The sequence below is a fragment of the Vibrio sp. zbq_1 genome (assembly GCF_043102935.1).
Lineage (GTDB): Bacteria > Pseudomonadota > Gammaproteobacteria > Enterobacterales > Vibrionaceae > Vibrio > Vibrio parahaemolyticus.
The window spans coordinates 132,643-153,754 of the sequence record NZ_JBICJH010000009.1 but is presented as its reverse complement, the minus strand read 5'-3'; the positions used below and the strand labels follow the sequence as shown (position 1 = coordinate 153,754).

Here is a 21,112-nt window from a genome sequence, read left to right as displayed (position 1 = left end):
AATGAATCCTGCAGAAATCATCCATTTCACAACGCAAGCACTCACTTTGGTTCTGTTCTTGTCGCTACCACCAATTTTGGTCGCAGCATTAGTCGGCACCTTAGTGTCGCTGATCCAAGCACTGACTCAGGTACAAGAGCAAACGTTAGGGTTTGTCGTGAAGCTCATTGCCGTGATCATCACCCTGTTCATCACAACGCAGTGGCTAGGTGCAGAACTGCACGCTTTTGCCTCACTCGCTCTGGATAAAATTCCACAAATACGATGAGTTACGACGATTTACACCAAGCTTTGTTTCTTTATAGCTTGACGCTGCCAAGGCTCATGGCGTGCTTTATCTTTCTGCCTATTTTGAGCAAACAGATGCTTGGCGGTGCAATGATCCGTAACGGCGTACTTTGCTCACTTGCGTTGTTTATTTTTCCCGTCGTAAACGAGCAAGCATTTCCCGCCGAAACTGACGGCCTTTGGTTGATTGTGATTCTAGGTAAAGAAGTCTTGCTGGGTATGCTGATTGGCTTTGTCGCTGCCATTCCTTTTTGGGCGATTGAAGCCACTGGCTTTTTGGTGGATAACCAACGCGGTGCGGCGATGGCGAGCATGTTCAACCCAACACTGGGGTCTCAATCCACCCCAACGGCGGTGTTACTCACCCAAACGTTGATCACCTTGTTCTTCTCTGGCGGTGGCTTTGTTGCATTTATCTACGCTCTGTTTAAAAGCTACACCACTTGGCCAATACTCGGCTTTTTTCCGATGGTCACGGACGCGTGGGTAAGCTTTTTCTATGATCAGTTTCAACAGTTAATGTGGCTTGGTGTCTTAATATCGGCGCCACTTGTGCTCGCGATGTTCTTAGCCGAATTTGGCCTTGCGCTGATCAGCCGCTTTGCGCCACAACTCAACGTTTTCTTCTTGGCGATGCCCATCAAAAGTGCCATCGCGAGTGTGTTATTGATCGTCTATCTCGGATTAATGATGGATCACTTTGAAGCACTATTTTATGGCATCACTCGCTTTGGCGATCAGCTCAACACGATTTGGAAATAAAGGTTAGGATGTTCTATGAGTGGTGAAAAAACCGAACAACCCACCGCCAAAAAGCTCCGCGACGCCCGCAAAAAAGGACAAGTCGCAAAGAGCCAAGAGATCGTCTCTTCGGCGTTAATTCTGGCACTCATCGCCGTGCTGTTCGCCTTTGCCGATTACTACATGTCGCACATCTCTGCCCTACTTTTGCTGCCAAGCGAACTCGCATATCAAGGCTTTCAAGACGCATTGATCGATGTTGCCATCGCTATCGCCAAAGAGATGGCCTACCTCCTCGCGCCAATCATTTTGGTCGCAGCGCTTATCGCGATTTTTTCTAACATGGGACAGTTTGGTTTTCTTTTTAGTGGCGAATCCATCAAACCCGACATTAAGAAAATCAACCCTGTCGAGGGCGCAAAGCGCATCTTCTCGCTAAAAAGCGTCATTGAGTTCATCAAGTCGATACTCAAGGTGTCTCTGCTTTCCTGCATCATTTGGGTTACGCTGCGGGGCAACATCAACACCTTAATGCAAATTCCAACTTGTGGATTGGAATGTGTCCCTGCGGTGACGGGAGTTATGATTAAACAATTGATGATCATTTCATCGGTTGGTTTTGTCGTGATCGCTGCGGCAGATTTTGCCTACCAAAAGTTTGACCACACGAAGAAGCTCAAAATGAGCAAGGACGAAGTGAAACGTGAATACAAAGAGATGGAAGGCAGCCCGGAAATCAAAAGTAAACGCCGTCAGCTTCATCAAGAACTTCAAGCTTCTAATCAACGCGAAAACGTTAAGCGCTCCAACGTATTAGTAACTAACCCGACTCACATCGCGGTTGGTCTGTACTACAAAAAAGGCGAAACACCGTTGCCTGTCATCACTTTGATGGAAACCGATGCGATGGCTAAACGCATGATTGCAATTGCGCGAGAAGAAGGCGTTCCCGTAATGCAAAAAGTGCCATTGGCGCGTGCGCTTTATGCCGACGGCAACGTTGACCAATACATCCCAAGCGAGTTAATTGAAGCCACGGCAGAAGTGCTCCGTTGGCTAGCGTCATTGGAATCTGATGGTACTCAAAGATAGCTTTATTCAAAGGGCAAAGTACGTTGCTTTGTCCTCAATAAAACTCAGGTTGATTTAACATTTCTAGCACGGATACGTCTGCAGAAAGCGCGTATGATTTACTTGTAAACCTAAAGCTCAGCGCGCTTTTCAATCAGAAAATCCATAAGGACGCGGATTTTCTTGGGCATGTTTTCACGTGAAGGGATATAGAGATAAAAGCCCGGAAACGGTTTACACCAATCAACAAAAACGCGCTCCAGTTTCCCTTCTTCAAGATACTTCAATACCCATAAATCAATGTGCTTGATAAGTCCCACCCCCTGAATAGCAGCTTGCAACATGCTGTAATCGTCGTTGAACACCGCATTGCCTTTCGGTTCAAATATCACCGTATGTTTATCAACATCAGGAGACGTGAGTGACCAATGGTCGAGTGTGCCACTTGAGGTAAAACGGTACGCGAGGCAGTTGTGATGCTCTAAGTCATTCGGCGTTTCAGGTTTGCCATATCGCTTGAAGTAATCTGGAGAACCGACTATCGCGTTTGTCAAATTTGGAGTGATTGGAATCGCGACCATGTGCTCATCCAAGCTAACACCTAAACGTATTCCTGCATCCATCCCTTCCGCAACAATATTTGTCAGACCGTCATCCATGATCAGCTCTAAACGTATTTTCGGATAACGAGATAAAAACTCCCCCAAGTGCGGTTCGATAAGAAGCCGAGCGGCTGTTCTAGACACGCTAATACGAATGAGCCCCGCAGGCTCGATATGTAAATCATTCAGCGAATTTAGGGCTTGCTCAATATTGCTCAATGATGGATGAAGGGTGTCGAGCAAACGCTGCCCTTCTTCGGTCAGAGACATGTTTCGTGTCGTGCGATTTAGCAGCCTAACTTGAAGTTGTTTTTCTAGCCCTTTGACATGCTGCGACAATGCAGCCCGCGTCACTCCCATTTCGGAGGCGGCTTTCGTAAAACTGCGATGGCGCGCTACATGCGCAAACCACGTTAGTGAAGATATTAGGGAAGGTTCAATAGCCATTTGTTAAGTATAACTTAACAGTCATGTGTGTAAAACGATATTTATCTAATACAGTTCGTTCACTAGTATTAACCCAAGGCTTACGCCCCACGAGACAAAACAGTGAAACGCTACAGGAGAATTTCGTTATGTCTAAAGTTACTTTCAAAAATCTAAATGGTCTGGGTATCTCTATTGCAGCGGTGATTAACGTTCCTAAAAACTTTGATGAATCTAAACCGTATCCTGCCATTGTAGTTTCTCATCCTGGTGGCGGCGTTAAAGAGCAGACAGCGGGAACCTACGCGAAAAAACTATCAGAACATGGCTTCGTGACTATCGCATTCGACGCATCGTTTCAGGGCGAAAGTACAGGTGAGCCTCGCCAACTAGAAAACCCTTACATTCGTACCGAAGATGTAAGTGCCGTTATCGATTATCTCACCACTCTTGACTACGTAGATAACGAACGCATTGGTGCAATGGGGATTTGTGCAGGTGCCGGTTACACCGCGAACGCAGCGATTAATGACCGCCGCATTAAGGCTGTCGGTACCGTCAGCATGGTTAATATCGGTCAAATGTTCCGTAATGGTTGGGATAACAGTGTGAAAGACAGCGACGCCATCCTTTACATCGAGGCGGGGTCACTCGCCAGAACTTCAGACGCGAGCGGCGCTGAGTTTGTCACAATCCCAATGGCGCCGTTAAAAGAAGAAGACGCGCCAAACGAAGAGTTACGCCAAGCGTGGGAGTATTACCACACCGATCGCGCGGCATATTGCACAGCGCCGGGCTTTGCAACCGCACGTAGTTTGAATCAAATCATCACTTACGATGCGTTTTTCAAAGCAGAAGCGTTCTTGACTCAACCATTGCTGACCGTTGTCGGTAGCGAGGCTGGCAGTAAATGGATGAGCGATGACCTAATGGAACGAGCGGCGAGTACGGATAAACACATGTATGTCGTTGACGGCGCAAATCACATGGATCTTTATGATGGTGAAAACCCTATCGCAGAAGCGATTGGCGCTCTAGCGCCGTTTTTCCAACGTACGCTTTAACAGATTGATTTGAGATACCAGATAGTTTGGCTCTGCGATTTCGAGCCAAATTTGAAACTAGGAACAAAGATATGAACACTCAAAAAGTAACATTCAGAAACGCAGATATGGCTTGGGATATCGCGGCACTTATTCTACTACCTGAAGGTTTTGATGAATCCAAACGTTACCCAACCATGATAAGCGTTCACCCATTTGGCAGTTGCAAAGAGCAAACGTCAAGCGCGGTATACGGAAAAGCATTAGCTGAGCTTGGTTACGTTGTGATCGCCTTTGATGCGAGCTTTCAAGGTGAATCTGGAGGGTTACCTCGTTATGTTGAAGACCCAAGCCAACGCGTTGAAGACATCAGTCGCGTTATCGACTACGCAGTAACCCTGCCGTATGTCGATGAAACTCGAATTGGTGGCTTGGGAATTTGCGGTGGCGGGGCTTATGTCATCAGTGCCGCTTTAACAGAAAAACGTTTGAAAGCGGTCGTTGGCATTACGCCAGTCAATGTGGGACGCTTATTCCGTGAAGGATTCAGCTTGTACAACCCAAACGGCACGCTGGAAGCAATGGCGGCACAGCGTACCGCTGAAGCTCGCGGCGGAGAATTACAAGTCAACGAACTTCTTCCACCAAGCCTAGAGTTTGCCAAAGAAAATGGCTTAACTGAGCGCGATGTGTTTGAGGCGACTGACTACTATAAAACGCCTCGCGGACAGACTGAAGGCGGAGCCACGCGCATGTTGTTTTCTCATGCTCAGAAAACCCTAAGTTGGGATGCTTTCGCCTTCACTGAAACCTTATTAACTCAACCAGTGATGACCGTGATTGGTCAAAAAGTGGGAGCGTTTGGCGCTTATCGTGATGGTCAGGAGGTTTATGGTCGAGCTGTCGCATCAAAGAATCGCCAACTAGTTGATCTAGAAAACTGGTCTCACTATGAGTTGTATGACCATCCTCAAGCAGTTGGCATGGCAATGGAGAAAGTCGCGCCCTTCTTGGATAAGCATTTGAAGTAATCTGAAATCAAGAGTGCCACCAAACCGGTCGCACTCTTTCTTCTCTGTTATTCCTATTTCTCAGTTAATAGCCATAGGTCAGTGACTATGTTTCGATGGACGCTCATCGTTCTATTTATATTGTTCGTATTTTTGATGGTGGTTGCTCTCGTCGTTACTCAAATCGAAAACTCGCAATACCGCAAGTACAAACAAAAGCAGGAACATCTGCAGCACTCGTTAACCGGTGAGTCTAAAACCGCAATCGTCGTTTTCTCTCGCTCAGGGAATACCGCCACTCTGTCCGAACATATTGCCAATAAAACAAATGGGCATGTTTATGAAATTTTTGCCAAAAGCTACGCGCTCGGCATTCCAGGATGGATAAGTGCGTTGAAAGATGCCAGAAGTAATGTTGCAGAGATCGTCCCACAGCATATCGACCTCTCCTCTTACGATACGGTTTATCTCGGCTCTCCTATTTGGTTATACAGTCCAGCCCCACCTATTTGGCAATTTGTGAAAGACAACGATTTAACCAACAAACGGGTCATATTGTTTAACTCGTTCAATAGTAAATTTGAACAACACTTTATTGACGAATTTGCTGCATTAGTTGGAGCCAAAGGCGCAACAAGCTTCGAGCATCAATATGTAAAACGAGGAAGAATGGGAGACCAGTTATCTACAGACGAAATGTTAGCCGCGTTTGACCATCTCAACCCCAATCAATAAGTTCACGTTAAACATGGCACTGTTTAAGCGGCAATATAATAGGCAAAAAGGGAGCGAATGCTCCCTTTTCTTTTAAATCCAGCCTTCGGCTAAGTACATTAGTCGTAACTGGCTTGGTGAGCCGAGTTTATCTAATGCATCAAGCTGGGCGTCACTTAGGTTCGGGCTCTTATCGAGATACACACGTCCGTTTGCGGCGTCCAAAGGCAGCTTGTACGTCAACTTCTCGTTGATTTTGTTCGCTTCACCTTTATCCATTGCTCGGACAGCAGGCATCAGCCAATCCCAATCTTCACTTAACAGCTTTTTAAATGCACCGTTCGCCGTAGATTCCGTCTGACTTGGCATGTCTTCATCGCTCAGTTTAAGCAGTGAATCGACATCTGGAACGAGGTGTTCATTCGGGCTTGAGCCAAGCATTTGCTTGAGTGTTAAGCGTGCGGCTTCCATCTCTTGCGCTTCTTTTGGCGCTTGAGGTGAGCTCATTGATGTATCTTCTTTAGGACCAAGATACGCCATCAGTGCGCGAACTGCCGCCGGCTCCTGCATGCTAAAAGTGAAATCGCCCTTCACGTTTGAAATTTCCAAACGTGGCAGCACACCAGACATTGGCCCTTGTTTGAGTTGGTCTTGCACTTCGTTATTTAAGCCATACGCCCCAGCTTGGCCAACAACAAAGCCCCCGCCGCTGATAATGCCAGTGGCTAAAGCAGTTCCAATGGCTTCTTTTGCTATTGGCGTAACCCCTGCCGTCGCCACAGAGCTTACACCAAACGTACCCAAACCGCCTGTCGCCATGCCAAGTGTGGCACCAACTGCGCCCTCAGCGGACAGCATCGCGTGACCAATGGCTAACGTTTGTTGCATTGGCATCGATAAGCGCTGATCTCTTCCCGGCAATTGCGAGATTTGCTCGAGTTGATGATGATACGCTTCGGCATCGCCATTGACGGACGCTTTATGGAGTTCACGCCCTGTGGCGACGAGTAAGCCTACGCCGGGTAACGCCAAATTGATGGCAGCGTTAACACCCGAGCCTTTCAGCTTCTCTTTTCCCATTTCCAACAACTGCGCGCCGAAACCGTCCATTTTCCCAGGATACTGGTTTTCCAAACTGACTTGCATACGCGGATCTTTGCTGATCGAATCAAACGTATTTTTGAGCTGCTGATAGGTGTCACCGTCGACTTTTACTTCATCAAGCAGGCTCACCACTTCCAAGATTTTTCGCTCGGTTAATGGTTCTCCTCGGTAGCCTGACGGACTGACTAATGAATAAGCCAAAAGTGCGGTTTCTGGTTTTTCTTCCTTAAGCAGTGCCTGCTTCAAGTCGAGGTGCGTTTTGATATTTTCTTGGAAGAACTTGGTGTATTTTTTTCTTAATACGCCTTCGCTAACAGAAGCAAACTTGTGGCCTTTATGGAACGTAGATGGCTCTTTGACTTCGCCTCTTTTGCTGATTACTCGGTCATCTTTTTGCGCGGCAATGGCACGAAACTGTTCCAAATCGGGTACTGGGCTTTGACTGATTTTTTGCGTTGTATTCACCATAACTCCCTCCTACACACGCAGTGGTTGAACATGACTTTGTTCATGATTTGAAGTGGCTGAAAGATCTTGATCCAACATGGCAAAACGCGCTTGCCAAAGTTCGGTCTGTTCGATGATTTCGTGGAACCAAACTGTCAGATTGGCTGAGTTAAGATGCTCGGTAGGTTGGCGACCCGCTAAGACAAGTTGTCGACCATTTGGGGCGAGCGATAACGCCAAGTTGCCACTGCCTACTCTTTGGTAATTTGCGCGGGCTAATAGCTCTAAGCCTCTTACGCGCAACTCTCCCGATTTTTCTAAGCCTCCAAACGCAACAGAGAGCATTAAGGCGTCGTCTTCTGTGGCGGTGAAGTACAGCACGAATCGATCATCAACGAGAAGCTGACAACGATTTCCATCTTCTAAAATGAGCGGTGGTAATTCATTTAAACGACAAAACTCATCGAGTAGTGGTTGAATCGTGTTCATAATCTTTCCTCTTGTTTCCGTCACTCTATTGAACACCGATTCCCATTTTGACGATGTCGCTAATGGTTTTATTTTTGTCACTTTCACCGTTTCTTTGTGATGATGGCCTCAGATACAACCTCAATTTAACTATTTGGTTTATAAATAAAAAAGAGCAACACTCTGCTGCTCTTTTCTTACGGGTTCGATTTTCATGTTCGATGTCAAATCAACGTACAAGCCTCGATTAACCAAGTTTGTGGCTATCGAAAATCACTTCTGTTGGGGGGAACATGTTCGATACTGGCGGGCGTTGGGCATCACCGAACATGGTCGCACCAAATGCTGACGCCGCCCAAGGATCGACGATTTTTACGTCTTTATTCCACGTCGATGGGTCTTTAATGTCGCAGCCTTCTTGTCTCCCTACCAATACATAAAGGTGCGTGCCAGAATGGCCTTTTTTAAACGCCACAACTTCTACTTTTGGCTGGTTTTCTGGTGTGCCCGACATGCCTTGAATCATTTCAGCAGCGGCAGCGAAAGCAAATGTGGTACAGCAACCTGCCTTGGCATTTTGTACATACTTAGCAATGTTCTGTAATGTACTTAGCTGCGGAGCATTGCCTCTTTGAGCGGCAGCTTGAACTGCGCTGGCAGACATGGTCGCTCTTTGGTCTTGCGCGATTCGTGCTTGGTTCGCGTAAAGAGCTTTTAGCCTTGGCGCGCCTTTTGTTTCATAAAACGGCGACCCTTTTTGACCAAACGTATTTAAGTCTGTGCATGCAAAATCCCCCAGCTTTTGAAGGTTGTCTTTGTGCTCGTTGATCAGCGCCACGCTGGATGAGGCTTTGCTGGTTTTGGAAGACGAGGTGTCGGTTTGTGCGGCAGGCCAATGCGAACTTGGGCCAGACGACAATCTTTCAAGATTTTTCAAATTGCCGAGCGTCAGTTTATTTTCGCCATTGAGCACGTTTTGTAGCATTTGCTTCGCCACATCTTTTGGAATGCCCTGCTTGGTGAGCAGATTCACCACGATGTCTTTCGCTTTGTTCTGATGGCTAATACGAGCGCTCACGCTTTTGTTTTTTGGCGCCCCTTCTTTTACGAAAATGTCTTTGCCGTTGTGTGCTCGAATCTCTTTATCGTCCGCTTGATTCTGTGTCGCCAAATGTGACGTCAGCTGGCTCAACGACTGCATGTGTGACGTATTGATATTAACCATGTAAAAACCTTAAACTTGAATAAACGGGTGTGAGCCAGTTTGTTGGCTAAAATCGACAACCGTGTTGTTTTGGAACAGTTGCACCCAAGTGTCACTCAACTCATTCAACTGACTGATCACGTTGGCTAATTGGCTGATCTCGGTGTCTGCCGTGATGGCGATTTGAAGCAGAATGTCTTTGGTGGTTGGGTTGATGCAAAACTGCACTCCGCCCGTTTCGCGATACAAAAAGTTGTATTCCAGCAGCACTTGGAGCTTGTCGGCGGTGAGAATATCTTTCTCTACCACTAGGCTTTTTGAAACAAGCACCTCGTTCTTCTCTTGCACAAATTGCACATCGATAGCGTTATCTTCGCTGAAACAGAGCGACCACATTTGATGCTCAAACTCTGTAACACGCTCAAGGTTGAGTGAATCCCCTAGCTCTGCGAGAAGAATATTGATCTTTCCGGTATCCATGTTGTGTCCTGTTAAATTTGATGACGGCTTATTGAAGTAAGCGCATAACAATGAGGGACATTTTAGGGTGAGCTTTGAAGTTGGACTTTATTTAAACGTCCGAATTTTATTGCTATTGGCCGTTTTAAAAGTCGATGAGATTGAATCGCATGAACAGCGGCAACAAAAAGAGCGGCGCTCGCCGCTCTTACTAACATACAAATACCAACACCGAAAATCACTGAGTTATTTCGTGCGCTAAGTTATTTGATACCGTGAAGGCTATTTTCAGCATTCATCGCCAGAGGATTGAACGAGTCATTACGCAGTTCAGCGATGGCATAAAGCATGCGCCCCATGCGTCCGTTGCCATCGGTAAAGCCGTGATAACCAATCACACCAGCAAATAAATGTTTACCGAGGTCTTTGTCCGCAACTGGATTCTCTTTCAAAAAGCCTTCGATGTGTTGCTTCAACATGCCTTCCCCACCAATACTAGATGGTAATGTGCCACCAGAGATATTTGGCCCACGGTAATCGCGTTCTACATTTGGTACCAAACGAGCATGCAACTCTTTTAGGTTGTCCATATTCAGCAAGTCTTTACCGTTGGTCGCGTACTCTTTCAATAATGACGTGATGTTTTCCGCATCGTTCCCTTTTGAGTTTGAAGCGTTGATGATCCAAGCCGCTGCGCGTTCAACATTGTTCGTCACGCCAGCTTTATTGAAAGCGTCTTCAGGAAGACCTTCTGCATACACGCCTTGGTCTAAATCCGTACTTGCGAGCCCTTCAATATGTCGCTGCGCTGCTTTTAGGTGCATCACCTCCATGTCAAAGACAGCTTGCATTTGGTTGATGCGTACTTCTGGATTTTTCTGAGCAGCCGCCACGCCACCACCGTAATCTTTCACCACACGCACCGCGAGCGACTTAACGGCATCATCACCAATCAGCGCTTTGAGTTTCTTGCCAGAATCCGTCTCTAGCATCACTTCTGTCATGGCTCGTTCGGCAAGTTGGCTCAGCTCAGCAGCGTGAGACTTCACCATTTTGCTGTCCAACTTCGCAAACGCATTCAGAACATCTGAAGGCGTTTTGAGGTTCGCGTCTTTAAACAACATCTGACCATGCTCGACAGAAGACGATGTTTGCAAACGCTGAGCTTGTCCCTGTTCGTTGTCAAACACTGCTTTTGTGATCGCTTTTGCCACAGACTGCGTGCTGCCTTCACGAAATAATTTCCCAGTAGCTTCAAAGAAGCGCGCGACTGCACCACTTGTAGGGTTTGCGCGTGTAAACTCTTGAGTAGCAGCATTGATCTTATACTCCTTACCACCAATGCTGAGTTTGCCTTCATTTAGAATCTCATTACGAGCTTGTGGCATCGCCGCTTGCAATGCACTCACATTTCCAAAACTGATCATGATTTACACCCTTAATGTAGAGAATTGGTTAGCATCCATCACTGGCACGCTTGGCTCGTCACTGATTGTTGAGTTTGTCGCGCTTTTTAACCATTCAATGAAATTGCCGAGAGACTCATCTAACATCGCTGCATCCAGCCATTGCTGACTTATATGAACAAAGCCAACAAAACCGACGTCCTCGTCCCAGTAAACAGCTGGAGAGCCTTGAGTGAGCGACGCTTTCATGTATTGCAGCATCACGTCATGTTCTGGTTTGTCGCCAGAAATCAAGCCAATGAGCGTCAGGCGATCATCCTCAGCACGCACAGTGATTGCCGTGTATTGGTCAATCAAAAGATGACAGCAATCGTCGCCATCAAAAACCAGTTGTTCTATTTGGCAACGGTGAGCAAAATCCGTCATCAAAGCGGTAATAAATCCATTAGCCATTTGAATGAATAATCCTATAGTGCTTGTTACGAATTCGGCGGACGAGTCGTGAAAACAGAGTGACTCAGGCCGTTTTGATGCTGTTATTTTTCATCATTCGGCGCGATTAATATGCTAAAGATGGTCGGATTTTTTTCGTTTTAAGACGTTTGAAAACAACAAAGCTCAGCAATGTGCTGAGCTTTGTGTTCGATTGATTTGGCGGTGACGCTCTACTCTGGTGACGTCATTTTCCGCTCACTGAGTTGTTTCACCATCGCTTGCTTTAACGCCTGAATCTGTCCATCGATACTGGCGTCAATAATGCCGACTTCGGTTTCCAGTATGCAGCCACCGTTTTTGAGGCGCGCATCGGCAACCACATCGACATAACCCACTTCAGGAAAATCACTCAAAACGCCAGCAACTTTCTCTCTTACGTCAACCACTTGCTCAGGATGAACGTGTAAGATCACTTGCTTTTGATTACTCACCAATTGCAGCGCTTCTCTGACCACGCTGATCGTGGTGTCAACGTCATCAAATGTGTCGATGATTTTACGCACCGCGTCTAAGACGACGTTCGTCATTTTGTGCTCAACTTGCAGGTAATATTCATTGCAGCGAGCCAAAGTAGCGGCCATCGCTTGCGCATTTTCTATTTTCGCCTGCTCCAAACCATCTTGATAGCCGCGCTGCTTTTCGGTTTCATACGCTTGCTGCGCTTTAGCAATGATGCTGTCGGCTTTCGAATTCGCCGCTTCAACCAAATGTTGCGAATCGAGATAACTAACGTAATCCTTGGCTTTGAGCACCTTTAAACCTGGCGCTAACTGCAAGTTGTCGGTTTTTATTTCAACAAATGAAACCATTGGGGAATAACCTGTTTTGCGATTTTTTTGGTGAGTCGGTACGCGAGATCACGCTGCTCTTCAACGAGCCAAGAGGTGTTTTCTTTCACTTGGCTAAGTGATTGATCGAGCTTGAACTGCCAACGGAGCAAAATATCGTGAGAAGAGCTCGCTAAGATGAACTTCATCCATGCGTAGCCCTGTTTGAGCATGTGACGTTCAACTTCGTCTTCTTTCATCATGTCTGGTAGCGCTTTTTGCCAACCTTTCGGCCATTGTGACAACAACATCGGCCCTTGCTGAATAAGAAAACGGGCGATATCCAAACCAAACACGTTGTTCAAACACTGCTTGGGCTTTTTAAGTACCACTTGGCGCATCGCAAAACTGTGCAACGCCCCGCCAATGGTGAGCATTAACGTACTGAGCGCATCAGGAGGAAGCAGAGCCAAGCTATGGTGTGGCTTGTTAAAAGCCGTTTCTGGAACAGGCGCAAGCGCCCACTCTTCTAAACACCAAAGGTTGAAGTTTGGGTTATCTCGCCAGCCATCCAGATTAAGAAGCCAAGGCTGCTTTGGCACGATCCAGTTTTGCTCTAGGTACTGGCATGGGCAGTAGTTGAACTGATGCAGTACCTGAGCCATCGGTGTTTCAGGTTTAACCACGCTTTGCGCTCCTGCGGCACCACGTGAACGTCGCGACATTCGAGCCTATCAATAGCAGTACCATAAACACTAAAATCCCGATGAGATGGTTCGCCGTTTCTTTGGTAACTTGCACCGACAAAATACTTTTAAATTGGTTGCTTTGAGTCGTCACTCGCACCTCCGAAGATGGCACCATCACGACACTAATGCGGTCGTAATTCAGCCCTTCAATACTGTTGTTCACCAACAATTTGATTTGAGGCACGTAAGAGTCCAATGCCACATCGGCAGCATGTTTAATAAACACCGATGCCGAAGCAGGAGTCGGACGCTCGCCTGGGCGAAGATCTTGATCTTCGAGTACCACGTGGACTCGCGCCACCAGCACACCATCAATTTGCGATAGCGTTGATGACAACTCTTGCGATTTTGCGTAAACCAAACGCGCTCTTTCCGCCAATGGCGAGGAGATTAAATCGTCTTTTGGAAACACTTCTTTTAACGTCGAGAACTGCTCTCGTGGGTAGCCTTTGCGTTTTAATGCATCAACGGCGAACGCGATTTGCGAGCTATCGACCATCAATTTTACTTTGTTGTCTTTGTCCGGTTCTTTGGTCGCCACCACGCCTTCCGATAACAAGATCGACAGCATTTCGTTGCCCTCTTTTTGGCTCACATTGGTGTAAAGCTCGGTTTGGCAACCCACCAAAAACAGCGCCAATACAAGGCAAAGCGCGCGCATTTTATTCTTCATCATTACTGCGCCTTCAAAAGCGTTTCGACATTCTGTGTGGTTTTACCCACGGTTTTCGCGATCAACTCTTCTTGAAACGTGATTCGCGTTAACGCCCACTGCATTTGCAACAGTTGCGCAGGATCGTCACCGACCATTTTCATGCTGTCTTGCAGACTGCTTTTCGCGTTGTCGATGGTATTCTTTAGCTCGCTGATGTTTTCTAGCAAACCGCCTTCTAAACCGTTGTTCCCCTCCGGAATAGACATGGCTTGTTCAAAACGCTCACTCAGCCCGTCTTCGACTTGAGCATCTTGCAACTTCTCAAGGTTGGTTTGCATCACCTCGGTGTACTGTGTATTGATCATGTGTACTCCTACGACAAATCTAACTTATGGCTGTGAGTCATGATGTTCTTCACCATCGCGTTTTTTTGGATAACAAAACTCAGCTCTTCACGTACTAAATCGACTGTTGATGTCATCTCTGGCAAAGACTTTAGCTCTGCCCAACAATGCCAAAGCGCTTGTTCTTTCTGAGCGCCAAGTGGGAAGCTTTGCGCAAGCATCGCTTTTAATGCTGCTCTGTCTGTTGGCGGCTCAGCCATTAACTGGCCAGCAAAATCTCCGAGCAACTCTTGTTTCAGAACGCTCAATAATTCCGGAACGGCATCATCCGTTCCTTTGGCACTTTTCGCCTGATGAAAGGCGTACCACAGCGCTTCTTTTTGTGTTTGAGGATCAGAAAAAACGTCCTTTAACGAAGAAAGCACGCTTTGTTTAGAGACAGTCTCTGCTTCCTTGATCGACGCATACCAATCTTTAATTGCGTTGAGTTTCTCTTCTACTTTTGTCAGCGTGTCTTTGGGAGCTGAGCGAGAAACTTCGGCCGTGGTTTCTCGCGTCATAAGCTCGCTCATTCGCTTCGCATCGTCGCGTTCATAGTGACGAACCTCGGTTGAATGAGCGGGCGTTTGTCCGACAAAGCTAGGGTCGACTCTCATCCAAGATTCCTAATGTCTTGGGTGAAGCTCGCCGCAAAAGCTTGGCTTTCTTCGCTGCCTTGAGCTGCCAGTTCCATCCAACGTTCAGCTTGGCTTAGTAACCCTGCTTTTGCTGCCGCTAGTGCCGCCAAACTGATTAGGTCAGGATACGCGGTGCAAAGTGGCTCAAGTAATCGATGTGCCTCTTCGTACGCGCCTTTATTCATCAGGCTCATCGCGCGAATCATTACTACGACTTCTTCAGAGTTCGAGGTCTCCTCAAGGCAATCAGCAATCGTATTGGCCTCTTGATGACGATGCATCCCCGTCGCCATCAAAGCAATTTCAGCCAACAGCTGGCGTAATTCTCGTTCCATGCATTACACCTTCTGCAGGATCGACTGCATCACATCTTTGATCGCACGAGTGGTGGTTGCGTTGATGTTGTATACCACCGACCATTTGTTGATAGCGTGCTGAAGTTCAGCCAGCTTAGATGGATCGTCCGCGTTGCTTTCTAAATTTTTAATTGCATCGGTGACGGATTTGTTCGCGTCTTTCGCTTGTTGCTCAAGTTTCGTTTTAACGTCATCGAGGTTTACACTGTTGGTCGCATCGTAAAATGACATAGGATTTCCCTTTATTTTTGGTTAGCTTCGTATGTTTCAATCACAACCTGTGCCGCTGTGTATGCTTCATACTGTTTTAGTAGCAATTGATACTGCTGCGGAGGACATCCCAAGTCCAACTGACGCTTTACCGCTGCCTGTGCTTGTAAGAGCTTGCTCTTAATGTTTTGCACTTCAATGCCACTTAGGTCGTTATTTAGAATCTGTTCAAGATTTGTCATGGTTTTTCTCGCCTTCGTATCCAAGTTCAATAGTGATAACGCGCCCGCCTTTCACCAGCTCAATCCCTGCTGGTGTTACGCTGGATATGCGATAACCCTGCGGAGTGCGAGCCCCTACCATGTAGCGAACGTTATCGGTAAGAATGACGTATGGCACTTGGCCAAAATTAACGCTACGAAACGGGAAGTCGATGTCCGTGCCTTTGCTGACTTTGGGAATTGATTTCAAAACCAGATACGGCTTTTCACCATACTGCTCACGAAAATCCCGAGTCACGCCGTAAAAGCGTGTGGTTTCGATGTCGTCTAATTCACCACGTACTTCAATGCGGTCACCACTTGTCACTAATTGAACTTTTTTAAGCAGCTCCGCGTTGGTGAGCAGCTCTTTTAGTGTGTCCATGTACGCGCCTGCACGCTGCAGTTCGACTTTCCAAGCGACCAAACCGGGTACATCGCGTTCTAAAATTTGTTCGACTTGGTTCCATTTGCTGGCGTCATCGATGTAGCCCGTCAGCAGCAACGTGCCAGTTTCATCCCCGTTCTCGACTTTCACTTGGTGATAGCCAAGGTTACGAAGAATGAAGCGCACGCCTCGGCGGATTTCTTCCATCGTTCTTAGGTCACTTTTGTAGTTAATACCCAGAACATCGATTCTTCCCAGCAGTTGCAGTTTCTGCGTTCTGTCTTCGACATAACCTTCTAAAACTGCTTGATGAGCAGTAGCGTTCCACTCCACACGCACATCATTGAGCCCAAGCTCATTTAAAATATTGCGTACCAACACAATCGGTTCGGCTTCTGCCACAACTTCACTGTCATTGCCATTGGCTTGGCTGTACCACATGCCAGCGAATATCGCGCTTGGTATCGCGCTGCACAGCACGGCTATCAGTGCGGTTCTTTTCCAGCTTGTGCTTTGCGCAGTAACGACTGGTGCATCTTGTTTGGTTTGAGCATCCGTAACGTTGGTGACGATCAGCTCGTCTTCAACGTAACCCAGTGCAAATTTCACCACGCCAACAGAGATCACCGCGTGGCGCTCTAGCTCGATGCCCGATTCACCAACCGCTCGGTTTTCACCGTTGATGGTTACGTCCTGACATCCACGCAACATCACCGATTCACTGTCACACACTAAAGTGAAGTGATTGGCTTCTACGCCAGCATCCGATAACACAAGGTCTGCGATAAAGTCGTCGCTACCTAAAACCAATGCGCCTTCTGGCAGTGTGACTTCAACCCCAGAATGCACGCCGGATAAAATACGAATTTTCCATTGCTGCATTTCGGTTATGGCTCCTCTGAAGGGCGAACACATTCGGCCTGTGAAAGGTTACATTCCGCCACTTTGACTCGCCAGCCTACTTGCCCTGACGGCAATTGACATTGAGTTAGCAGCGAGGACTTTTGCTGTGACAGTAAGTCTTGTTGGTAACGTTCTGCCTGCGTTTTTGACGTACAGCTGAATACTTCAACAACCGATTTAAATTCTGCGCTGTTGTTCGAAATGTTGTTGAGCTGGCCAATACTCGGGCGCAAATCATGCTCGTTACCTATCAACACGCTGTCGCCAATGCCATCAACCACGATTCTCGGCTCGATAATGAACATGCGAACTGTGCGGCGCGTTGTGTTGGTATTACTGCGGAACAAAGCACCTAGGTACGGAATGTCGCCCAACAGCGGGACTTTACGTAGCTGATGGCTAACTTCGTCTCGGTATACGCCACCAATGAGTAAGCTTTGCCCTTGTTTTACCGTCGCTAACGTACTGATTTCGGTTTTACGTACCGATGGGAGATCATCCACACCACCATCTGGGATCTTTGCGCCATCTTCTAAATGAAGGCTCAAGTTGATCTCTGGTCGCGTCGCGAATCTGTCGCCGACGATACGAGGCACAATGCGCAACAAGGTGCCATACGTCACTTCTTCCAAAGCCGCCGTCTCTTTGCCAACCAATTTGACGTAAAACGTGCTGCTGTTGTTTAGCACCGCTTCGACGTTTTCTTGCGTGAGCAGCGTTGGTCTGGAAACGACTTGAGCACTGCCTTTCGATTCCAATAAACGAATTTGTGCCAACAAGTAGTTCAAGTTGGTCGAATCCAACAAGGACTTGAAACTCTGACCACTGCCCAATGTGACATCACCGTTATCAACGTCGCCGGTTGTTTTGATGTCGACAATGCGGTTGTTTCCAACCGATACACCCGCGCGCCAATCCACACCGAGCTGACGTAAATCGTTTGCGCTGATGTCCACAATAGATAACGCAACCTCGATACGAGATTGTGGCTGATCGAGTTGAGCGACCAGCTTGCGATATAACGGCAGTCTTGCTTGGGTATCGCGAACGATGATCGCATTCAGCCCCGGCTCCGCTTCTACGGTTGCACCGCCGTGCACAGACGCAGTTTTGCCGCGAGGTTTCGCTGCTTCTGCGGGTAATCCATTTACAGACGATGTTTGTACAGACGCAGAATCCGTAATTTGAGTTTGAACACCGCCAACCACACGGCTCAATACCGAAGCAATCCCCGGAACGGTAATGCTTTGGTCGCGATACGAGATACTTCTGTCCGTTGCTGAGGCATATTTAAGCGGAATGAGTTCCACAAATAGCTCATCCGTCGAGTTGGACTTTTGCAGCAATCGGCTCTCTAACGCTTCTGCGGTTTGCACCACCAACTCAACGTAACGTGGCGGCCCAGCTAGATAGACCAGCCCTTTATTTTCGGCAGCGCGCCAACCATAACGAGCATCCCAAACACCGGTAGAAATCAAGGTACTGCGAAGCTCGCGTGCGGTAAGCAGTTCCAATTGCAGCAACCGGGAGCGCGTTTCTGTCGCTTTGTAAACGTGCAGAACTGCGCCATCGAAGTACCACATCAAGTTATAAACTTGCGCTAGGTAGTCGAGAAACTCCGCTGGATCTTCTGGCGTGAATCGACCACTCACTCGGTCATTCACTTTGTCGCTCACCGACACCGATACTCGGTAGTTGGCACCAAAGTTGTTAAGCAGATCTTTCAACGAATCATTATCGGCATAGTAACGAAACGGTTGTTCTGGCCAATTGAGCTCTGTCGCTTGTACAGAAAACATCGGAACGACACACAGCGCGCACAATGTCATTTTGGCGGCAATGCGCCCTATTTTTGGCATGAGAGTTCGCATTACGGTAACCACACATGATGACTGATGGTGTGATTAACACGCTCGTGTTCAAGCAATTCCATGTAGCGTTCACACCCGTTGGCATGTTGCGCAAGAAGTTCTGCAAACTGCTCATTTGAAGTGTTTTCTATCATCGCTTTGCCTTGCAAAATCAATTGTTGATCAGCGTTTGTGGTGAGTACGCTTGGCGTATCTCGAAGCGTTTTTAGTGATAGCTGCATACAACGTTTTAATGCTTGTTCTTGTTGGTAATTGAGATGTTCATTGAATCGAAGTGGTAAGGCAGTTTCCCATAAGATCCATGATGAGTGCTGTTTGATTGTCAGTGTTAACTGGTCTACTTCGATGGTGTAAGCGCCATTTTCTCCGGCAATAAAAGGCCCTATCCCTAGCGTTTCCGCTAGAGATTTCATCATTTTATCTAACATATACTGCCCTATTTAAATCTGGCTGAGATGGTTACAAGCCTGACCGCATTGGCCACTTTGAATATCAAAATAGTAGTGATCAACATCGCCAACGATCTGCATGTCTTTAAACCATTGCCACACTTTAGCAACGGCATTGAGGTCGTTATAAACCACGTCACATGCATCCCAGACTTCATTGAGATCCGGTGCTTGTAAACGAGCCTCAGAGCACCACGTTTTCCAATCAGAGATGAACATATCCGTCGTTGAAGTGTAGTCCGCCAGTTCTTTCAAGTTGCTTAACGACGGTTGCCACTTATCGACCAACGCTTTATGAGATTCAATTACTTGTGACTGCTGCTCGTTCAGTGTATTTAGCTGCGCTTTTAACTGCGTTTGCTGGCTCTCAATCAACGCAAGTTGTTGTTCAACAAAAATCGCGCTGGTGTCTTCACCCGATAACTTCGACCAGTACTCTTTTTGAATATCCAGCTGATTCATCAGTTGCTCCACTTTGACCGAGGCGTGCAACGCACTTTGGTCGGTTTGTCGATGAATCCATTCGGTCAACGCCAAGTAACAACAAAGGATCAGCGTTTTTGGCGTGGCCAAGTTAAAGCGAAAGCCCAATCGAGAGTTTATGTATTCGAGCCTCTGCTCAAAGGTCGCCACTCGTTGACTGTCACTTAACTGAGCGCCAATTTCTAAAAACAGACGCATGGCAAAACGGTCAATCGATGTGCCCAATCTCAAATACGTTTTCACCAATTGGCTGGCGCACAAACTGTCCACCACACTTCTGTCCAACAAGCGTTGCAACAACGATAACTGGTCGTCATTCAGCACACCTTCACTCAACAGCTGTCGGTGATTCACGTGGACAACATTGAGATCCTGTGATGGCTGAGACGCACTCTCGTATCGTGCTCCTCTTTGCAAAACAGTGACTTTCCTTTGCGTCACAATGCTGTCAGGAAAAAGCGAACGGCGTCGCCAATGCTGCTTTTTCATTTGTGTTCTTCTCCGCATCCCTTTCGAACACTCCAGAATGAAAGGGATGTAATAAATTTGAATTATTCGTTCTTACGCTGAACATAATAGAATTTTATGTCCGTCGGTGACTTTCAAAATTAGTCAGAAAATTTTAGTCATAAGTCATTTCAATTAGCGATGGCGACTTGCTCATCACCGGAACGGACCTTACTTGGCGTAGTGCCAAAGCGACGTCGATAACTTTGAGTAAAGTAAGATTGGCTGGAAAATCCCGCTTCCATTGCCACGTCGACAATGCTCATTTTGCTCGTCAGCAAAAGCTTGTGTGCGTGCAATAAGCGACGCTCACTGATCCAAGCTCTTGGAGAGATGCCATAGTGCTCATTAAAAAGCTCTTTAAAGGTTGTGAGACTGGCACCAAATTCTTGAGCATAATCCGTCAATTTCCACTCTTTCAAATAGTGCTGCTCCATAAAGCGGCGTAAGCGGTCTGAGGTTCGGTTAGTTTGCTGCGATAGCAAAGCATAGAGGACTTCACCCCCTTGACTGTGCAGCAATAGAATCAGCATTTCTTCGTACTTCAAACGCATGATGGCGTCTGGGTACGACTGCTCCTCCAGCGTTTTCATGCCGGAAAGCACTTGCTCAATGAGAATGTTCAAACCAAAAGAAAACAAACCCGAGTTGAGTTTGTCCACTTTTGGCAACGTCATGAGAAGATCGCTGTGTTTTTGCAGTAATTGGCTTACTAGCTCATTGTCGAATTCAATGATTGATGAGTGATAATTCCCACCCTGCGGTGAGTACTCTAACAAGTAGTCACCTTGAGAGAGAAATACCCCACTCCCGGCAACGACATCTATGGTGCAATCGCCAGTTTGAACTCGTAATTGACCATTGTGAACGACAACAATATGAGATTGGTCTGAGTGAAATACTTCGTCATGTTTTTCGTAGTGAGAAAAACTGCGAATTTTTCGCAAGCTAGAGCCGACCGTTTCTGTGTTTAGTTGGCCTGACACATCCATTTTCTACCCTTCATAATTTTTAA

Annotated in this window: 25 protein-coding genes and 1 pseudogene; 6 read left to right on the top strand and 20 right to left on the bottom strand. The window is 47.0% G+C overall.

The features are described from left to right. The first annotated feature begins 1 nt into the window (after window position 1). The 3 genes from vscS to vscU are packed head-to-tail and all read left to right on the top strand — an operon-like array spanning window position 2 to window position 2,121. Window positions 2–268: a SctS family type III secretion system export apparatus subunit VscS gene (vscS, locus tag ACF8CV_RS06850; protein ID WP_005464497.1), complete on the top strand. Its 267-nt coding sequence runs from the start codon at window positions 2–4 to the stop codon at window positions 266–268. Then, on the top strand, window positions 265–1,050 hold the full coding sequence (gene vscT / locus ACF8CV_RS06845; protein WP_138937521.1) for a SctT family type III secretion system export apparatus subunit VscT: 786 nt from the start codon (window positions 265–267) through the stop codon (window positions 1,048–1,050). Before vscS ends, vscT begins: the two co-directional genes overlap by 4 nt. A 15-nt stretch (window positions 1,051–1,065) precedes the next feature. Continuing rightward, window positions 1,066–2,121, top strand: a complete 1,056-nt coding sequence (vscU, locus tag ACF8CV_RS06840) for a SctU family type III secretion system export apparatus subunit VscU (protein WP_017448968.1) — start codon at window positions 1,066–1,068, stop codon at window positions 2,119–2,121. Window positions 2,122–2,231: 110 nt separating this feature from the next. Here vscU and ACF8CV_RS06835 read toward each other — a convergent pair whose 3' ends face one another. Further along, complete coding sequence (locus tag ACF8CV_RS06835; RefSeq protein WP_021823137.1) at window positions 2,232–3,149, bottom strand: LysR family transcriptional regulator; 918 nt, start codon at window positions 3,147–3,149, stop codon at window positions 2,232–2,234. A 128-nt stretch (window positions 3,150–3,277) separates the two neighbouring features. Between ACF8CV_RS06835 and ACF8CV_RS06830 the strand changes: the two genes are divergently transcribed. From ACF8CV_RS06830 to ACF8CV_RS06820, 3 genes are all read left to right on the top strand, one after another. Beyond that, window positions 3,278–4,192 carry an alpha/beta hydrolase gene (locus tag ACF8CV_RS06830; protein ID WP_138937520.1) on the top strand — a complete coding sequence of 305 codons (915 nt, stop codon included), beginning with the start codon at window positions 3,278–3,280 and terminating at the stop codon, window positions 4,190–4,192. 71 nt (window positions 4,193–4,263) lie between these two features. Beyond that, window positions 4,264–5,202, top strand: coding sequence for an alpha/beta hydrolase (locus ACF8CV_RS06825; RefSeq protein WP_138937519.1), 939 nt, complete (start codon window positions 4,264–4,266; stop codon window positions 5,200–5,202). 87 nt (window positions 5,203–5,289) lie between these two features. Next, window positions 5,290–5,916 carry a flavodoxin gene (locus ACF8CV_RS06820; protein WP_180794537.1) on the top strand — a complete coding sequence of 209 codons (627 nt, stop codon included), beginning with the start codon at window positions 5,290–5,292 and terminating at the stop codon, window positions 5,914–5,916. A gap of 72 nt (window positions 5,917–5,988) precedes the next feature. Here the strand turns inward: ACF8CV_RS06820 and vopQ are convergent, their stop codons facing one another. From vopQ to exsA, 19 genes and pseudogenes are all read right to left on the bottom strand, one after another. Next, window positions 5,989–7,467 carry a type III secretion system effector VopQ gene (vopQ, locus tag ACF8CV_RS06815; protein ID WP_138937517.1) on the bottom strand — a complete coding sequence of 493 codons (1,479 nt, stop codon included), beginning with the start codon at window positions 7,465–7,467 and terminating at the stop codon, window positions 5,989–5,991. Between the two features lie 9 nt (window positions 7,468–7,476). Beyond that, window positions 7,477–7,935 (bottom strand): CesT family type III secretion system chaperone VecA, encoded by a 459-nt coding sequence (vecA, locus tag ACF8CV_RS06810; RefSeq protein WP_005464648.1) that lies wholly within the window; start codon window positions 7,933–7,935, stop codon window positions 7,477–7,479. A gap of 226 nt (window positions 7,936–8,161) precedes the next feature. Then, window positions 8,162–9,139 (bottom strand): type III secretion system effector VopR, encoded by a 978-nt coding sequence (vopR, locus tag ACF8CV_RS06805; protein WP_138937516.1) that lies wholly within the window; start codon window positions 9,137–9,139, stop codon window positions 8,162–8,164. Between the two features lie 9 nt (window positions 9,140–9,148). Beyond that, entirely contained in the window at window positions 9,149–9,598 is a 450-nt protein-coding gene (locus ACF8CV_RS06800) for a type III secretion system chaperone (protein ID WP_005464342.1), read from the bottom strand. A 242-nt stretch (window positions 9,599–9,840) separates the two neighbouring features. Next, on the bottom strand, window positions 9,841–11,004 hold the full coding sequence (gene vopS / locus ACF8CV_RS06795; RefSeq protein ID WP_138937515.1) for a T3SS effector adenosine monophosphate-protein transferase VopS: 1,164 nt from the start codon (window positions 11,002–11,004) through the stop codon (window positions 9,841–9,843). 3 nt (window positions 11,005–11,007) lie between these two features. After that, window positions 11,008–11,436: a CesT family type III secretion system chaperone gene (locus ACF8CV_RS06790; protein ID WP_075984021.1), complete on the bottom strand. Its 429-nt coding sequence runs from the start codon at window positions 11,434–11,436 to the stop codon at window positions 11,008–11,010. A gap of 212 nt (window positions 11,437–11,648) precedes the next feature. Next, on the bottom strand, window positions 11,649–12,287 hold the full coding sequence (gene vscL, locus ACF8CV_RS06785; protein ID WP_075984022.1) for a SctL family type III secretion system stator protein VscL: 639 nt from the start codon (window positions 12,285–12,287) through the stop codon (window positions 11,649–11,651). Beyond that, window positions 12,266–12,931, bottom strand: a complete 666-nt coding sequence (gene vscK, locus ACF8CV_RS06780; protein WP_021448596.1) for a SctK family type III secretion system sorting platform protein VscK — start codon at window positions 12,929–12,931, stop codon at window positions 12,266–12,268. The genes vscL and vscK overlap by 22 nt, the downstream gene beginning before the upstream one ends. Then, a complete protein-coding gene (vscJ, locus tag ACF8CV_RS06775; RefSeq protein WP_005500485.1) occupies window positions 12,924–13,670 on the bottom strand; it encodes a SctJ family type III secretion inner membrane ring lipoprotein Vsc in 747 nt (248 codons plus the stop codon). Before vscJ ends, vscK begins: the two co-directional genes overlap by 8 nt. Further along, window positions 13,670–14,014, bottom strand: a complete 345-nt coding sequence (gene vscI / locus ACF8CV_RS06770; protein WP_005464519.1) for a SctI family type III secretion system inner rod subunit VscI — start codon at window positions 14,012–14,014, stop codon at window positions 13,670–13,672. The genes vscJ and vscI overlap by 1 nt, the downstream gene beginning before the upstream one ends. An 8-nt stretch (window positions 14,015–14,022) precedes the next feature. Further along, entirely contained in the window at window positions 14,023–14,649 is a 627-nt protein-coding gene (gene vscH, locus ACF8CV_RS06765) for a YopR family T3SS polymerization control protein VscH (RefSeq protein WP_029835347.1), read from the bottom strand. Beyond that, entirely contained in the window at window positions 14,646–15,005 is a 360-nt protein-coding gene (gene vscG, locus ACF8CV_RS06760; protein WP_005477707.1) for a YscG family type III secretion system chaperone VscG, read from the bottom strand. The genes vscH and vscG overlap by 4 nt, the downstream gene beginning before the upstream one ends. A gap of 3 nt (window positions 15,006–15,008) precedes the next feature. Beyond that, window positions 15,009–15,257 (bottom strand): type III secretion system needle filament protein VscF, encoded by a 249-nt coding sequence (vscF, locus tag ACF8CV_RS06755; RefSeq protein ID WP_021448600.1) that lies wholly within the window; start codon window positions 15,255–15,257, stop codon window positions 15,009–15,011. An 11-nt stretch (window positions 15,258–15,268) separates the two neighbouring features. After that, a complete protein-coding gene (locus tag ACF8CV_RS06750) occupies window positions 15,269–15,478 on the bottom strand; it encodes an EscE/YscE/SsaE family type III secretion system needle protein co-chaperone (RefSeq protein WP_005464594.1) in 210 nt (69 codons plus the stop codon). After that, window positions 15,465–16,766: a SctD family type III secretion system inner membrane ring subunit VscD gene (gene vscD / locus ACF8CV_RS06745; RefSeq protein ID WP_005477850.1), complete on the bottom strand. Its 1,302-nt coding sequence runs from the start codon at window positions 16,764–16,766 to the stop codon at window positions 15,465–15,467. Before vscD ends, ACF8CV_RS06750 begins: the two co-directional genes overlap by 14 nt. A gap of 5 nt (window positions 16,767–16,771) precedes the next feature. Continuing rightward, window positions 16,772–18,565 (bottom strand): annotated as a pseudogene (vscC, locus tag ACF8CV_RS06740) (SctC family type III secretion system outer membrane ring subunit VscC); the annotation flags it as partial. Window positions 18,566–18,657: 92 nt separating this feature from the next. Continuing rightward, on the bottom strand, window positions 18,658–19,086 hold the full coding sequence (gene vscB, locus ACF8CV_RS06735) for a YscB family type III secretion system chaperone VscB (RefSeq protein ID WP_025628943.1): 429 nt from the start codon (window positions 19,084–19,086) through the stop codon (window positions 18,658–18,660). Window positions 19,087–19,098: 12 nt separating this feature from the next. Continuing rightward, the gene (gene esxD / locus ACF8CV_RS06730) at window positions 19,099–20,097 is read right to left on the bottom strand and encodes a type III secretion system regulon anti-activator ExsD (protein ID WP_074534445.1); all 999 of its coding nucleotides are present in this window, start codon (window positions 20,095–20,097) and stop codon (window positions 19,099–19,101) included. Window positions 20,098–20,228: 131 nt separating this feature from the next. Then, window positions 20,229–21,089, bottom strand: a complete 861-nt coding sequence (exsA, locus tag ACF8CV_RS06725; protein ID WP_005464548.1) for a type III secretion system transcriptional regulator ExsA — start codon at window positions 21,087–21,089, stop codon at window positions 20,229–20,231. Between the last annotated feature and the right edge of the window lie 23 nt (window positions 21,090–21,112).